The 15327-nt window shown below is 36.8% G+C and carries 16 protein-coding genes; all 16 read left to right on the top strand.

The annotated features are described in order from the left end of the window. The first annotated feature begins 67 nt into the window (after window positions 1-67). The 16 genes from ndk to MKY26_RS08990 all read left to right on the top strand — a co-directional run bounded on the left by ndk (window position 68) and on the right by MKY26_RS08990 (window position 14867). Window positions 68-514, top strand: coding sequence for a nucleoside-diphosphate kinase (gene ndk / locus MKY26_RS09065; protein WP_095372758.1), 447 nt, complete (start codon window positions 68-70; stop codon window positions 512-514). A 433-nt stretch (window positions 515-947) separates the two neighbouring features. After that, window positions 948-1745 carry a CheR family methyltransferase gene (locus tag MKY26_RS09060; RefSeq protein ID WP_095372759.1) on the top strand — a complete coding sequence of 266 codons (798 nt, stop codon included), beginning with the start codon at window positions 948-950 and terminating at the stop codon, window positions 1743-1745. A 135-nt stretch (window positions 1746-1880) separates the two neighbouring features. Next, a complete protein-coding gene (aroC, locus tag MKY26_RS09055; RefSeq protein ID WP_095372760.1) occupies window positions 1881-3053 on the top strand; it encodes a chorismate synthase in 1173 nt (390 codons plus the stop codon). 2 nt (window positions 3054-3055) lie between these two features. After that, window positions 3056-4138, top strand: a complete 1083-nt coding sequence (gene aroB / locus MKY26_RS09050; protein WP_095372761.1) for a 3-dehydroquinate synthase — start codon at window positions 3056-3058, stop codon at window positions 4136-4138. A 2-nt stretch (window positions 4139-4140) separates the two neighbouring features. After that, complete coding sequence (gene aroH, locus MKY26_RS09045) at window positions 4141-4515, top strand: chorismate mutase (RefSeq protein ID WP_095372762.1); 375 nt, start codon at window positions 4141-4143, stop codon at window positions 4513-4515. A 20-nt stretch (window positions 4516-4535) separates the two neighbouring features. Continuing rightward, the gene (gene hisC, locus MKY26_RS09040; protein ID WP_341095945.1) at window positions 4536-5636 is read left to right on the top strand and encodes a histidinol-phosphate transaminase; all 1101 of its coding nucleotides are present in this window, start codon (window positions 4536-4538) and stop codon (window positions 5634-5636) included. A 150-nt stretch (window positions 5637-5786) separates the two neighbouring features. Beyond that, the gene (locus MKY26_RS09035) at window positions 5787-6893 is read left to right on the top strand and encodes a prephenate dehydrogenase (RefSeq protein WP_341095940.1); all 1107 of its coding nucleotides are present in this window, start codon (window positions 5787-5789) and stop codon (window positions 6891-6893) included. Between the two features lie 29 nt (window positions 6894-6922). Next, on the top strand, window positions 6923-8218 hold the full coding sequence (gene aroA / locus MKY26_RS09030) for a 3-phosphoshikimate 1-carboxyvinyltransferase (RefSeq protein WP_233435225.1): 1296 nt from the start codon (window positions 6923-6925) through the stop codon (window positions 8216-8218). 149 nt (window positions 8219-8367) lie between these two features. Next, window positions 8368-9267 carry a hypothetical protein gene (locus MKY26_RS09025; RefSeq protein ID WP_341095929.1) on the top strand — a complete coding sequence of 300 codons (900 nt, stop codon included), beginning with the start codon at window positions 8368-8370 and terminating at the stop codon, window positions 9265-9267. 21 nt (window positions 9268-9288) lie between these two features. Then, a complete protein-coding gene (locus MKY26_RS09020) occupies window positions 9289-10551 on the top strand; it encodes a tetratricopeptide repeat protein (RefSeq protein WP_341095927.1) in 1263 nt (420 codons plus the stop codon). A 75-nt stretch (window positions 10552-10626) separates the two neighbouring features. Then, window positions 10627-11169 (top strand): ReoY family proteolytic degradation factor, encoded by a 543-nt coding sequence (locus MKY26_RS09015; RefSeq protein WP_095372767.1) that lies wholly within the window; start codon window positions 10627-10629, stop codon window positions 11167-11169. Window positions 11170-11582: 413 nt separating this feature from the next. Beyond that, window positions 11583-12047 carry a YpiF family protein gene (locus MKY26_RS09010; protein WP_095372768.1) on the top strand — a complete coding sequence of 155 codons (465 nt, stop codon included), beginning with the start codon at window positions 11583-11585 and terminating at the stop codon, window positions 12045-12047. Window positions 12048-12196: 149 nt separating this feature from the next. Next, a complete protein-coding gene (locus MKY26_RS09005; RefSeq protein ID WP_095372769.1) occupies window positions 12197-12694 on the top strand; it encodes a ubiquinol-cytochrome c reductase iron-sulfur subunit in 498 nt (165 codons plus the stop codon). A 13-nt stretch (window positions 12695-12707) separates the two neighbouring features. After that, complete coding sequence (gene qcrB, locus MKY26_RS09000; protein WP_095372770.1) at window positions 12708-13382, top strand: menaquinol-cytochrome c reductase cytochrome b subunit; 675 nt, start codon at window positions 12708-12710, stop codon at window positions 13380-13382. Window positions 13383-13418: 36 nt separating this feature from the next. Continuing rightward, complete coding sequence (locus MKY26_RS08995) at window positions 13419-14186, top strand: menaquinol-cytochrome c reductase cytochrome b/c subunit (protein ID WP_095372771.1); 768 nt, start codon at window positions 13419-13421, stop codon at window positions 14184-14186. Between the two features lie 75 nt (window positions 14187-14261). Beyond that, the gene (locus tag MKY26_RS08990; RefSeq protein ID WP_095372772.1) at window positions 14262-14867 is read left to right on the top strand and encodes a DUF1405 domain-containing protein; all 606 of its coding nucleotides are present in this window, start codon (window positions 14262-14264) and stop codon (window positions 14865-14867) included. The last annotated feature ends 460 nt before the right edge of the window (window positions 14868-15327 follow it).

Here is a 15327-nt window from a genome sequence, read left to right as displayed (position 1 = left end):
ACAATGATAATATTTTTGATGGATTATGGATGATAAATAATACATAGAGCAAGAGGAGTGTTTGAAAATGGAACAAACTTTTTTAATGGTTAAACCAGATGGTGTACAACGTAATTTAATTGGAGAAATCGTTTCTCGTTTTGAAAAGAAAGGCTTCCAACTAAAAGGCGCAAAGTTAATGAGTATTCCTACTGAGCTTGCAGAAGAGCATTATGGAGAGCATAAAGAGCGTCCTTTCTTTGGTGAATTAGTAGACTTCATTACTTCTGGACCCGTTTTTGCAATGGTTTGGGAAGGTGAAAATGTGATTGCCACAGCTCGTCAAATGATGGGTGCAACTAACCCTAAAGATGCTGTACCAGGCTCTATCCGTGGCGATTTCGCAGTAACTGTTGGTAAGAATGTTATTCATGGTTCAGACTCAAAAGAAAGTGCAGAACGTGAAATCGGTCTGTTCTTTAAAGAAGAGCAGATTGTCGAATACAAAAAGTTAATTAACGATTGGTCTAACTAATCTATTCACTCTAAAAACGTCTGGCAATTGCCAGGCGTTTTTTTGCTTAAATAATGGCTCTAATAATTTTGGTGTTTATATACAGTTGAGGAGAAGGGATTAGCGCGTCCATCTGGAGTGAAAAAGAGAAAGATGGCGTAGCAAAATGGTATTACGCATCCGTCTGGATTAAAAAACGAAAAAGATAGCGTGCCAAAGGGAATAACGCATCCATGAAGAGAAAAAAGAAAGCTGAGCAAAGTCGTTAAGGACAATTCATTAAGCTGCTTTATCAAGAGTAGAGAGAAAATGATAAACTCTCCGTTGACCTTTTGTATACTTTTTATAAAGTAGATCGAATTATTTACGGCAATTCAAAAAAATTTCAACATTATTTGCACTTTTGTTTTATACTAGATAGAAAATGTAGCTTTATAAGGGAGGTGTACACCTCATGTACGAACATGAATATGAGCAATTTATTGAAAAGGTTAAACAATATACGGGTATTGATTTGGCTCAATATAAAGAAACACAAATGAAAAGGCGACTCCAAGCTTTCTATGATAAAAAGGGGTATACATCTTTTAACCAGTTATATCTTGCGATGGTTAAAGACAAAAAGCTGTTGGCTGAGTTTTTAGATCGTATGACGATTAATGTCTCTGAGTTTTACCGAAATCGAAAGAGGTGGGAAGTGTTAGAAAAAGAAATACTACCTCCATTGTTACAGAAGAAAGAGCCATTGAAGCTATGGAGTGCTGCCTGTTCAACAGGAGAGGAGCCATACACACTAGCGATGATCTTATCTAAATATTTACCTCTTTCAAAAATCCGAATTTTTGCTACTGATATTGATGAATCTGCACTACTGAGAGCGAAAACAGGCATTTACCATGAACGTTCTCTTCAGGAGATACCTGATGAAATGAAAAAGAAGTATTTTTTTCAAGAAGGAAAACAATATATTCTATCAGATGAGATTAAACAAACAGTAGTCTTCCAAAAGCAAAATTTACTTGCCGATTCTTTTTTAAAAGACTATGACTTAATTATTTGTCGAAATGTCCTTATTTATTTTACCGAAGAAGCAAAAGCAATGATTTATAGCAAATTTAGTAAAGCACTTAAAAATGGTGGTTACTTATTTGTCGGAAGTACGGAACAAATATTTAATCCCTCTCTATATGACTTGAAAAATCAGCAATCTTTTTTTTATAAAAAGACAAGCGGACTGCCGTTAATAAAATAAATAGGCTTTTCAACCTAACTAGTTACATAATTTTTATAGAAATAAAAGATTATTTTTAAATTTATACTATGTTTATAGATGTTCATATGTTATATTGATACATAATCCTTTAAAGCGTTGAAGGGGGAAAGAGTAATGAGATATTTAACTTCTGGGGAATCACATGGACCCCAATTAACAACAATTATTGAAGGCTTGCCTGCAGGGTTGCCATTACTAGAAACAGATATTAATGAGTCACTTGCAAGAAGGCAAAAAGGATATGGTCGTGGCCGTAGAATGCAAATTGAAAAAGATACTGTTCAGATTACATCCGGCGTTAGACATGGATATACATTAGGATCACCGGTTGGCCTTGTCGTTGAGAACGATGATTGGAAGCATTGGACTAAGATTATGGGGCAAGCACCAATTGAACCGGAGGAATTAGAAGAAGTAAAAAGAAAAATAACAAGACCGAGACCTGGTCATGCGGACTTAAATGGTGCTGTAAAATACGGTCATAGAGATATGAGAAATGTATTAGAGCGCTCATCAGCTCGAGAAACAACAGTGAGAGTTGCAGCGGGTGCTGTAGCGAAAAAGTTATTATCATCTTTAGGCATTGAAGTTGTGGGGCATGTTGTGGAGATCGGTGGAATCGTCTCAAATGTGAAAAGTTATTCTTCAATGGAAGAATTAAAAACAATAACTGAAGAGTCTCCAGTTCGTTGTTTAGACAGTGTAGCAGCAGAAGAGATGATGGTAGCGATTGACAATGCCAAGAAGAATGGTGATTCTATTGGTGGTGTCGTTGAAGTAGTTGTAGAAGGTATGCCTTCGGGAGTTGGTAGTTATGTTCATTATGATCGTAAACTAGATGCAAAACTTGCTTATGCGATGTTGAGTATAAATGCCTTTAAAGGTGTTGAATTTGGTATTGGCTTTGAAGCCGCTAGAAAGCCAGGTAGTCAAGTACATGATGAGATTGCTTGGAGTGAGGAGAAAGGTTATTATCGTAAAACGAATAATCTTGGTGGTTTTGAAGGAGGCATGACAACTGGTATGCCGATTGTTGTTAAAGGTGTAATGAAACCTATACCAACACTATATAAACCATTAGAAAGTGTAGATATTGATACGAAAGAGCCTTTTAATGCTAGTATTGAACGTTCAGATAGTTGTGCAGTACCAGCGGCGGCAGTAGTGGCAGAGCATGTAATTGCTTGGGAGTTAGCAAGCGCGATTGTTGAACAATTCTATGCAGATCGCTTTGAGACGTTAAAGGATATAATTGCCGATCAAAAACGGTATGCAAAGGAGTTTTAAAGATGGTGCAGCTGCAAATTTCAACTCAACATCACTCTTATCCAGTCGTTATTGGTAGCGGTGCTATTCATGGTGTACAAGCATTCATTCAAGAAAATATGAAGGAAGTCACCAATATTGGCATCATTATTGATGAAAAGGTAGCGGATATTTATTGGAACGACTTAAAGGCAGCTTTTAGTGAGCTGCCCTTCTCCGTTTACATTGCACCTAGCGGAGAAAATGCCAAGACTTTTGATGTCTATTATGACATTACCGGCTTTTTACTTGAGAAAAAGCTCGATAGAAAATCGCTTATTATTGCAATAGGTGGAGGGGCAATTGGTGACTTGGCAGGGTTTGTTGCTTCTACATTCATGAGAGGTATCCCTTTTATACAGATACCAACTACCATTCTTGCTCACGATAGTGCAGTAGGTGGTAAAGTAGCCATCAATCATCCTTTAGGAAAGAATATGATTGGTTCTTTTCATCAGCCGGAAGCAGTTTTTTATGATTTAGAATTTTTGCAATCACTATCCTTGCAAGAAAAACGCTCAGGGTTCGCTGAAGTAATTAAGCATGGACTCATTCATGATGAAGTGTTTTATGCACAGATGCGTAGTGAACTCCATACGCTAGAAGAACTTTCTCCTACGTTACTTTCATCCTTTTTAACAAGAGGCATAGAAATAAAAGGAGAGTTTGTCGCAGCGGATGAAAAAGAAAAAGGTGTGCGAGCATATTTAAACTTTGGTCATACATTAGGTCATGCGATTGAGGCTGAAATGGGCTACGGCGGTTGGACGCATGGTGAATCGGTCGCAGTTGGAATGATTTTTGCTCTTAAATTAAGTCAGAAAAAATTAAATCTTTCATTTAATGTAGAAGATTTCACACAATGGTTACAGATTTTAGGATATACAACCACGATTCCCGATCATATAAGTCATGAAAAACTATTAAAAAGAATGAAACAAGATAAAAAGAGTGTGGCAGGCCAAGTAAAGTTTGTGTTGTTAACCAGAATCGGGAAACCAGTTTTAGAGGATATTTCCGATGAAATCATACTAGAAGAATTGGCAAGCTTTCATAAGGGGGGATAAAGGTGATACGTGGGGTGAGAGGTGCGGTTACTGTTGAAAAGAATGAAGAAAAAGAAATAGTGGCAGCTACCGAGCAGTTGCTACGGGAAATGATTAAGGAGAATCATATAGACGCACATTCTGTCGTAAGTGTATTTATTTCTGTAACAGATGACATCACAGAAGCCTTTCCAGCAAAGGCGCTCCGGGCAATTGAGGGATGGACATATGTGCCAGTCATGTGTATGAGAGAAATTCCTGTTCCAAAAGGTTTAACAAAATGTATTCGGGTAATGATGCATGTGAACACGGAGATTGCTCAAGAAAAAATTTCTCATATTTATTTAGGAAATGCAGTATCATTACGACCGGATTTACAACAAGAATTAAATAGATAAAGAAGAGGAGTATGAGGAAAATGAAGTGGAAGCAGCAAATATTAAATTTGACCCCTTACCAACCTGGAAAATCTATAGATGAAGTTAAAAAACAATATGGCCTAAGTGAAATAACAAAACTTGCTTCTAATGAAAATCCCTTCGGTTGTTCACCAAAAGCGTCAGAGGCAATTCAGCAACCTTCTGCATTTTTTGCTTTATATCCGGACGGCTATGCTACAAATTTGCGTGAAGCCCTAGCTAGTCATCTTGGTGTGAGTCAGGATCAATTAATCTTTGGAAATGGCTCGGATGAGACAATTATGATGCTTTCTCGTGCATTATTAAGTCCTGAAACAAATACTGTTATGGCTACACCAACCTTTCCTCAATATAAACATAATGCAATCATTGAAGGAGCGGAGGTACGTGAGGTACCGCTTAAAGAAGGGCAACATGATCTAGAGAATATGTTAGCGCAAATTGATGAGCAAACAGCAATCATTTGGGTTTGTAGTCCAAACAACCCAACTGGCACCTATATTCCCAACGATGAACTAGTGGCGTTTATAAGTAAAGTTCCTGAAGATGTATTAGTTGTACTAGATGAAGCGTATTGTGAATATACGACAGCAGAAGATTATCATGATTCCATTAAAATTGTTGAGGCTTTTCCACATGTCATCGCTCTTCGTACTTTCTCTAAGATTTATGGACTTGCTAGCCTACGTATTGGTTACGGGATTGCTCAAGCACCACTCATTCGCGCGTTAGAGCCAGTCAGGGAACCATTCAATGCCAACCGCTTCGGTCAAGAGGTAGCTATACAGGCATTATCTGACGATGTGTTCATTGAAAAATGTAGACAAGAAAATCGAAGTGGATTAGCGCAATTTTATCAATTTTGTGAGGAAAACGGATTAGATTACTACCCATCCCAAGGAAATTTTATTTTGATCGACTTTGCTGTGGAGGGAAATCGCGTGTTTCAATCACTATTAGAAAAGGGCTATATTGTTAGATCGGGTCAAGCCTTAGGGTTTCCTACAGCTGTTCGCGTAACAGTTGGATCAAAGGAACAAAATGACGGTGTTATACAAGCGATGTCTCAATTTCTATCTGAAATCAAGACAGTATCTTAATTAGGAATTTTTTATTTCAGAGGCGAAATTCGTCTCTGAAATTGTTTTACACGAAAAAGTATTTGTAGGGTAGTGGTGTTTTTCTATTTAATAGTTTACCCTCATACCTTCGTCAATCAATGAGTTTTCTAACAAGAGGTGTGTTAAAACATGAATGGACAAGTATTTGTTATTGGTCTAGGATTAATCGGTGGTTCTATTGCACTTTCAATTAAGCATACTCATCTTGAAGCCAAATGTAGCGGTTATGATGTAAATAAAGAACAGTTAAAACTCGGTAAGATGCTGGGTGTAATTGATGAGTCAGTTTCAACTATTCGTGAAGGTGCTGAGAAGGCTGACCTGATTATTATTGCTACACCAGTAAATGAGACAAAAAGAATAGTAGAAGAACTCGCACACATGAATCTTAAAAGAGATGTAATTATAACCGATGCGGGAAGTACGAAGAAAGAAATTATATCATCTGCCAATTATTTAAAACAAAAAGGTTTTACATTCATTGGCGGTCATCCGATGGCCGGTTCACATAAGAGTGGTGTATCTGCAGCCAGACGACTTTTATTTGAGAATGCCTTCTATCTTTTAACACCTGAACCACATATTACGGAAGAGAAAATCGATCGTTTAAAAGAGTGGCTGACAAGTACAAATGCTAAGTTTATTACAGTGACACCACATGAGCACGATTACTTAACAGGTGTGATTAGTCATTTCCCGCATATTATTGCTGCTTCTCTCGTTCGTCGAGCAGAAGAGAGTAGTCAAACACAAAAGCTCATTCCTCGTCTTGCTGCAGGTGGTTTTAGGGATATCACAAGAATTGCTTCTAGTAGCCCAGCGATGTGGCGTGATATACTCTTGCAAAATAATGAGGTGTTATTAGGTTTATTAGAAGACTGGAAAAAAGAAATGAACTATGTCTATGATATGCTTACTACTGCGGATAATGAAGAGATCTATCAATATTTTCAATCTGCCAAAACCTTTCGTGATGAAATGCCACAAAAACAAAAAGGAGCCATTCCGGCCTTTTATGACCTATTTGTCGATGTCCCTGATTATCCAGGGGTCATTTCGGAAATTACTGGTTATTTAGCAAAAGAAGAGATTAGTATCACAAATATTAGTATTAGAGAAACGAGAGAAGAAATAACTGGCGTGCTTGTGATTAGCTTTCAAACAGAAGAGGATCGTGATCGTGCAATAGATTGCATAAATAGACAAACATCTTTTGAACATACAATTGGCATGTAACTATGTTAAAAAAAAAAGGGTGATTAAGTGTGAGTGTAAAGAATTTGAATTTTACACATAATGGATTATCTGGTGAGATTCATATCCCTGGTGATAAATCGATTTCTCATCGGTCGATTATGTTCGGTTCAATTGCAAAAGGTAAAACAGTCGTTAAGAATTTTTTAGCTGGTGAAGATTGCCTTAGTACAATTGCTTGTTTTAGAAAACTTGGTGTTAAAATAGAGCATGAAGATCAAACAGTTATTATTCATGGTGAAGGTATTGACGCCCTAAAAGAACCAGAAGAAGTGCTTGATGTCGGTAATTCAGGAACAACCATTCGTCTCATTATGGGTATCCTTTCTGGGCGCCCTTTTCATAGTGTTTTAATCGGTGATTCGTCCATTGGTAAACGTCCTATGACAAGAGTGGTTGGACCCTTAAAGGAGATGGGTGCTAAAATAGAGGGACGTCAATCAGGTGAGTTCACTCCCTTATCTGTTACTGGTGGTGAGCTTGAATCAATCACCTACACTTTACCAGTAGCTAGTGCTCAAGTGAAATCTGCCATCATCCTTGCTGGATTACAAGCAAAAGGGACAACAAAGATTATTGAACCTGAAAAAACGAGAGATCATACAGAAAGAATGATTCATGCCTTCAGTGGAAATGTTTCAAATGATAATGGAACGATTTCAGTTGAAGGTGGTCAGTCATTTACAGCAACGAATCTTATTGTACCAGGAGATATTTCCTCAGCTGCCTTTTTCCTAGCAGCAGGAGCTATCGTACCTAATAGTAAAATCGTCCTTAAAAATGTGGGTTTAAATCCAACAAGAACAGGTATCATTGATGTACTAAAAGAAATGGGTGCAAAAATGACGATTGAGCCTTATGAGAGTAACGGTCACGAGGAGCCTACGGGTGATATCTTTATTGAAACATCTGAACTTAAAGGTGTGACAATTGACGGAGATAAGATTCCGAGATTAATTGATGAAATACCAATTATTGCCCTACTTTCGACACAAGCTACCGGGAAAACGATTATTAAAGATGCGCAAGAATTAAAAGTAAAAGAAACGAATCGTATTGATACAGTTGTGAATGAGTTGAAAAAACTAGGTGCAAATATTGAAGCAACTGATGATGGGATGATTATTGAAGGTCAAACTTCTCTATCGGGAGGAACTGTCGAGAGCTATGGTGATCATCGTATTGGTATGATGCTGTCCATTGCTTCACTAATTTCAGACGGGGATATAGAACTCTATCAGCCAGATGCTATTGCTGTTTCATATCCAAGCTTCTTTGATCATATTGATCATTTATTAGTAAAATAAATCATATCTATTCGCTTGTGGTACATGCCAATGATGACATACGGTATGCACCACAAGTTTTTCTTTTTGTGAGCGAAATGTAAAAACTAATCATATATTCTTGTTTTCATCATAGCTTGTCTAAAAAGATGAGATAAGGATGATGATAAATGGTATATATGATTGAGAACGTTTATCGGCAGAATAAAAGCAAGGGCGCCTATGTTCCTACCTCTTACGTTATCGGTAATGAGAAAATCCTTGCCGTTAGAGAAGCACCCTTTAGGCAATATACGTATATGAAAATAGACGGAGATCCGTACGTGATTTCTCCTCCCCTTGTTAAGTATGTTGAGACAATACCTGACGATATGCCTAACTTCTTTCTTTCTGAGCTGATTTTAAAGGGATGTCTAGTGTTTATGACGAAGGTGGAAATAAGCTATAAACATCAATTAAAGTCAGCTATCCAACTGTTGGATGATAAGCTGAAAATTTCTCCAATTGATTATTTGTTAGGGGTGCAATTGCCATTGGCTTCACTGCAACCAGACATGATAAGATTATTAAGAAAAGAAAAAATTCCTGCTGTTTTTGTGGAAATAACGGGAATCAATGATTTAGACGATATGCCATGGGGATGGGTGAAAGAAGCGTTCTTTCCTTACTTTAGTACCTTAATCCCTATTTTTAAGCATGTTGATAATGAAAAAGACTACCCTTTACTGCAACAAAAGTGGGTGTATTATATGAAAAAGCATCGCCTGCCATATGTGGCTCATCCATTGAGAAATGGTGAATTAATCAATGAGCAAACGCAAGCAACAATCGGTATATACCCTTTTAAAACACAATTACAACCTGGATTAGAAGCGAATTATAATTTTTACAAACGAGGCAGGGAAATCACAAATATTGAAGAATTAGATGTATATCATTATCATAGAGAGAGGCTGGTCATCTCATGTTTACGTGGGAGAGTCTTACGGGCAGGTGATTGGCATCATCCGCTTGAAGGATTTGGTAAGAGAGTCATGATTAAGACACCATCATACTACCAGCTATCATAATAGTATTGAAAGGATATAGATATGGATAAAGTAAAAAAGATTATTGCCTTGTTAGAAAATGGGTTACATGATGAGGCATTAGAAAAATATAAAGAAATACTTTCTCACGGTACACATGAAGAAAGGTTTGTTTTAGCGGAAGAACTGATGCAATATGGGTTTCTAAAGGAGGCACACCAACTAATAGAGAGGCTGTTAGATGCCTACCCTGAGGAAGGCGAACTGCTTGTAATGAAAGCAGAAATCTTCATTGATCTAGGAAATGAAGAAGAAGCAGTGCTCGTATTAGAGCAAGTAAATCAACAAGATGCTAGTTATCCCCAAGCCTTATTATTGTTGGCAGACTTATATCAGATGGAAGGTTTATATGAGGTCAGTGAAAGGAAGTTATTAGATGCGAAAGCGATACTTCCCGATGAGCCAATTATCGATTTTGCCTTAGGTGAGTTGAGTGCAGAGCAAGGAAAATTTATAGAAGCAGTTAAATTATATGAAAAAGTACTGACAAAAAAGGAGCTTATTGGCGGTGTAAACGTTAACCAAAGAATGGCTGAAAGTTTAAGTGCAGGTGGAGCTTTTGAGGAAGCATTGCCTTATTATGAAAAAGCGCTTGAAGAAAAGTTGGAAATACATACGCTATTTAGCTATGCATTCACAGCTTTACAAGCTGGTTATAATCAAGTAGCCATTGAGAAATTTAATGAACTCAAAGAAATAGATCCAGAATTTCACTCGCTGTATTTGCATCTGGCAAAGGCATATGAACGTGAAGAACAAGTTCAAGAAGCTTTAGCAACAGTAAAACTGGGAATTAAACAAGATGAATATAATAAAGAACTTTATTTTTATGGTGGTAAGCTAGCCTTGAAAATTCCAGATGAACAACTAGCAGTTGACCTCCTAAGAGAAGCGTTAGCGATTGATCCAGAATATATTGATGCTGCTATTGTGATAAATAAAGTTTTTATGAATAACGAGCGTTTCAATGATGTAATTGAAATTGCAGAATTAATGCAAAGCGCAGAAGTGATTGATCCACAACTATTATGGGATGCAGCAAAAAGTTATCAAGAAATAGAAGAATATTCACAGGCATTAAACAAATACAATGAAGCATATACTTATTTTAAACAGCAGCCGGATTTCTTGGCAGACTATGGATATTTTCTAATTGAAGAAGGAAAACGAAAGGAGGCTGCCGAACTTTTTAGTAAGCTTACTCGTTTGGAACCTCACAACGAAGAATATCAGGATATCCTGCAGCGGCTTTCAGATGAGTCGTAGAGGTTTGCATCATCAGAAAGTCTACCTGAAGCTTAAGTAAAAAAAATTAAAGCTGCAGCAGAGGAGGGAATCAAAATGACGGCCCCTGTATCTGTCAATGAAAAGAAAGACTTTATTCGTTGGTTTCTTAATCATTATCAGTTAAAAAGAAGAGAGTGTGTTTGGATTCTTAACTACTTAATGAGTCATGATCAATTAATGGAGAAGGTTCATTTTGTGGAACAGGCTCAGTATTGTCCGAGAGGATTAATTATGTCTACACATTGTGTCGATGAAGCGCCTTTTCGTTTTTACAAAGAGAATGTAATGACAACTGACGCAGAAAAGTCATTTCATGATATCCGCTTAAATAGAGAAGAAGATATATTTATTCAGTTGAACTTCCATGCTGCCAATAAAGCTCATCAATATGCAGCGGTGTTAGAAGAAAATCCTTTTATGCCAAAGACATTAAGAATAAGTGAAAAAGACCGTATGATAGCTGAAAGATTCTTAACAGAGAGCTTAGCGCGTTTTCAAAAGGAAAAATTACTCAAAGAAATTGATGAGGCATTAGATAAACAAGATAAAGAAAGATTTATTCAATTAACAACAAAATTGAATAAACTTCAAACATAGGTTTTTTCTTTATATTTATAGAAAAGTACAGATAAAAAAGATATGCTTCCTGTTTTTCAAGGGAGTCATATCTTTTTTTTTGATTTCATTATATGTTAAGACGAATAGATGATGAAATGAAAACAGGGGGCATATTATTCTTGTGAAAAGCGAATGCGGAAAGTCCTAATAAAGCACCAAGCTTTTTGAGTTTAATTCTAGAGTTTTAAGGTTTTAATTAAAACAATGGGCATGTAAGAGGCTAATGAATCTTAGGAATATTTATAATCCCTTTTCCATCGTCGTCTAAGTATAAAAAGTATATTTAATTAATTCTGAAATGTTCAAAAAATAGACACTGTTGCCTTTTGATAGAAGGTCATTTCCGTGGTATGATAAATAAGGAATATTAAGGCGTAATTGGAGTGATTAGGATGAAGTGGCATACACAGGATATACAATTGTTTTTGAAAGAAAGAGATTATATTGATACAGTCATACTTCCTCTTTATCCGGTATCTTTTGCAGATGATATAAAGCAAACAGTAGCAATGACCGAATTTATTAACCTCTTATCTGGGCAACTTGAAAAGCAATTTAAAGGCAGAATTCTTATGTTACCAGGAATGAGCTATCTAAAGACAATTTCTGAGGAAAAACGGCTTGCGGATTTAATAGAATGGGAAAAAGAATTAATTTCTCAAGATTTTAAACATATTTTTTACATAACTTCTGATAGTGATTGGAAAACTGTAGAAGAACAGTTAGATGGAGGGTTAATTTGGATGCCTTCAATTCCGCTTGATAACATGGATGATCAGTACAAGCTTTCAATTTTAGAAGATCAGGTAAAACAATTACTGAATGTATTTGTGAAAAAATGGCAGAATAATGATTGAAGAGTCACATAAATCTCATAGTTGTGATGATTCAGTGAAGGATTATATTGACCTTCCATAAAGATTGATATATCATTGGTATGTCCTAGTTTTATATTGTGTTGAACTTTGTCCGTTGGACTTAACTTCATAATAGAGGGGGGAAAAGTATGAGCAAAAATCGTGTGACAAGACGTCAATTCCTTAATTACACACTCACAGGTGTAGGCGGATTCATGGCAGCAGGAATGTTGTTACCTATGGTGCGGTTTGCAGTAGATCCGGTCCTACAAAAGAAAGGTGAAAGCGATTTTATTGCAACAAATCAGAAGGTAGCTGACCTAACAACTGAGCCTACTAGGGTTGACTATTCGTTTGAACAACAAGATGGCTGGTATTCTTCGGAAGAAACTGGAACTGCATGGGTTTACAAAGATGAGAATGATAAAGTTGTCGCATTATCACCTGTATGTAAACATTTAGGTTGTACAGTTAACTGGAATGGAGATAAGGCAAATGAAAATCATTTCTATTGTCCTTGTCACGGAGGTCTTTATACAAAAGATGGTACAAATGTTCCAGGTACACCACCAATTGCAGCACTTGATGTTTTTCCAACAAAAGAAGTAGATGGGTTCTTACACTTAGGTAAGGCAGAACCGCGATAAGGAGGCGTAATCATTGTTCAATAAAATTTATGATTGGATTGATGAACGTTTGGATATTACGCCAATTTGGCGAGATATTGCTGACCACGAAGTACCTGAGCATGTAAACCCAGCGCATCACTTTTCGGCGTTTGTTTACTGCTTCGGAGGTCTAACGTTCTTTGTAACTGTCATTCAAATCTTATCTGGAATGTTCTTAACGATGTACTATGTTCCAGATATCAAAAATGCTTGGGAGTCTGTGTATTATTTACAAAACCATGTAGCATTCGGACAAATTGTTCGTGGCATGCATCACTGGGGAGCTAGCTTAGTTATTGTTATGATGTTTTTACATACTTTACGCGTATTCTTCCAAGGTGCTTACAAAAAACCACGTGAATTAAACTGGCTCGTTGGAGTAGGAATATTCTTTGTAATGTTAGCACTTGGATTAACAGGCTATCTATTACCATGGGATATGAAAGCTTTATTTGCAACAAAAGTTACCATTCAAATTGTCGAATCAACTCCATTTATTGGTGAAATGTTAAAAACACTTATTGCTGGGGATGCATCTATTGTCGGAGCTCAAACGATAACACGATTCTTCGCCATTCACGTTTTCTTCCTACCAGCAGTATTATTTGGCTTAATGGCTGCTCACTTTATTATGATTCGTAAACAAGGTATTTCTGGTCCATTGTAAAATGAAATCTTCTATTAAAAGGAGGGGAATTATTACATGCATCGCGGAAAAGGAATGAAATTCGTAGGTGATTCCCGTATATCTGCTGAACGTAAGACTTTCATTCCGAAAGATTATTCGGAATATCCAGGCAAAACAGAAGCTTTCTGGCCAAACTTCTTACTGAAAGAATGGATGGTAGGAGCCGTTTTCCTAGTAGGTTTCTTATGTTTAACAATTGCGCACGAACCACCGCTTGAAAAAATCGCGGATCCGAGTGATACAGCTTATATTCCGCTACCAGACTGGTATTTCTTATTCTTATATCAATTGCTAAAATACACATATGCATCAGGACCATATAATGTTATTGGTGCATTTATTATTCCAGGATTAGTATTTGGTGCACTTGCATTGGCGCCATTTATCGATCGCGGTCCTGAACGTAGACCTTCAAAACGTCCTTTTGCCACAGGTTTTATGTTACTTGCATTGGCGGGGGTTACCTTCCTTACATGGGAATCAGTTGCTCACCATGACTGGGAGGCTGCAGCAGAACAAGGGAAAATCGTTGCTGATGCTGAAGTCGATACCGAGGCAGAGGGGTATAAGCTCATGGAAGCGAATACTTGTTTAACTTGCCACGGTAATGAATTGCAAGGTGGTGCAGGTGCACCTGCTTTAATCGATGTTGAATTATCACCTGAAGAAATTAAAGATGTGATTCAAAACGGCCGTGGAGCTATGCCAGCAGGTATATTCACAGGTAGTGATGAAGAACTTGATAAAGTGGTCGAATTTATCGACAGTATAGAATCTGAATAAAGTGAAAAAGAAGCTGACCAGCAGTTGTCAGCTTCTTTTCGTATCGTACATAAAAAGTAGTAAGTGAGGTAGTCTATGAAACAAATATATACGATATTGGGTAATCGAAGCTTTTTAATTCTTCTATTAATCATCAATATTGCCGGGACTGTATATGGTTACGATTGGTATATGTGGCAATTAGTTGATACACCAGCAATATTCCTTCCATTTGTTCCTGATAGTCCAACTGCTAGTTTGTTTTTTGTTATTGTTCTTATTGCCTTTTTATTAGGTAGAAATTGGCCTATTTTTGAAGCACTCGCAATTGTTACACTCGTGAAATACGGTATCTGGGCAGTTGTGATGAATTTACTTGTGTTTCAAGTGACTGGTGAAGTGGAGATAACGGCGCTCATGCTTATTATTTCCCATGGTGCTATGGCTGTACAAGGTGTGCTCTATGCCCCTTTTTATCGCATAAAGGCTTGGCATCTTATAATTGCTGCTATCTGGACTTTGCATAATGATGTGATTGACTACGTTTTCTTTATGTTACCGAGATATTCTGTACTTAATGAATATATTCCTCAAATCGGTTATTTTACTTTCTGGCTTAGCATATTTTCTTTAGGCTTGACCTATCTATTATGTATTCGAAAAGGGCGATTTCAGCTGAAAATGCCTTCGATTCATCAATAACCTTTTATCAATAAGCTATGTTAAAAATTAATGTTTATATTTATAGAAAAAAGGAACTTCCGATTTATGGAAGTTCTTTTGCTTAATATTTGCTTCTTCTATTATCGCAATCTTTAATCAAACACTTGTTACCTTGTTAATTCTAAAAAAAATTCATAACGAAAGGGTATAAGTATAGTAAAGTGAGAATAAAAAAAGCAATCAAGCCTATTACGGATATTAAAAACACCCAAACTTTTTTTATCCTTAACTGTACATAAGCAGATACCAACACAAGAAAAATAAAAATACCAATCAATGAACCCCAACCCCAATTATAAATTGGGGCTCGGTGTGGGTCTGGTGCAGCAATGCTAAACATTGGACCTATACCAATAAGAGCTACTAATATGAATATTAATACGTGTACCAAATATACTGCTGACCTAAACAATTAAACCACCTTCACTCTCCAGTCTCG

The organism is Cytobacillus sp. FSL R7-0680, assembly GCF_038009245.1.
GTDB classification, from domain to species: domain Bacteria; phylum Bacillota; class Bacilli; order Bacillales; family Cytobacillaceae; genus Cytobacillus; species Cytobacillus kochii.
This window is presented reverse-complemented; position numbering and strand designations above follow the sequence as displayed.

Coding starts and splice junctions, on each gene's coding strand:
- MKY26_RS09025 (WP_341095929.1), top strand. CDS start 8,368: ATGGTATATATGATTGAGAACGTTTATCGGCAGAATAAAAGCAAGGGC.
- MKY26_RS09020 (WP_341095927.1), top strand. CDS start 9,289: ATGGATAAAGTAAAAAAGATTATTGCCTTGTTAGAAAATGGGTTACAT.
- MKY26_RS09005 (WP_095372769.1), top strand. CDS start 12,197: ATGAGCAAAAATCGTGTGACAAGACGTCAATTCCTTAATTACACACTC.
- MKY26_RS08995 (WP_095372771.1), top strand. CDS start 13,419: ATGCATCGCGGAAAAGGAATGAAATTCGTAGGTGATTCCCGTATATCT.
- aroC (WP_095372760.1), top strand. CDS start 1,881: ATGAGATATTTAACTTCTGGGGAATCACATGGACCCCAATTAACAACA.
- MKY26_RS08990 (WP_095372772.1), top strand. CDS start 14,262: ATGAAACAAATATATACGATATTGGGTAATCGAAGCTTTTTAATTCTT.
- MKY26_RS09060 (WP_095372759.1), top strand. CDS start 948: ATGTACGAACATGAATATGAGCAATTTATTGAAAAGGTTAAACAATAT.
- ndk (WP_095372758.1), top strand. CDS start 68: ATGGAACAAACTTTTTTAATGGTTAAACCAGATGGTGTACAACGTAAT.
- hisC (WP_341095945.1), top strand. CDS start 4,536: ATGAAGTGGAAGCAGCAAATATTAAATTTGACCCCTTACCAACCTGGA.
- MKY26_RS09015 (WP_095372767.1), top strand. CDS start 10,627: ATGACGGCCCCTGTATCTGTCAATGAAAAGAAAGACTTTATTCGTTGG.
- MKY26_RS09010 (WP_095372768.1), top strand. CDS start 11,583: ATGAAGTGGCATACACAGGATATACAATTGTTTTTGAAAGAAAGAGAT.
- aroB (WP_095372761.1), top strand. CDS start 3,056: ATGGTGCAGCTGCAAATTTCAACTCAACATCACTCTTATCCAGTCGTT.
- MKY26_RS09035 (WP_341095940.1), top strand. CDS start 5,787: ATGAATGGACAAGTATTTGTTATTGGTCTAGGATTAATCGGTGGTTCT.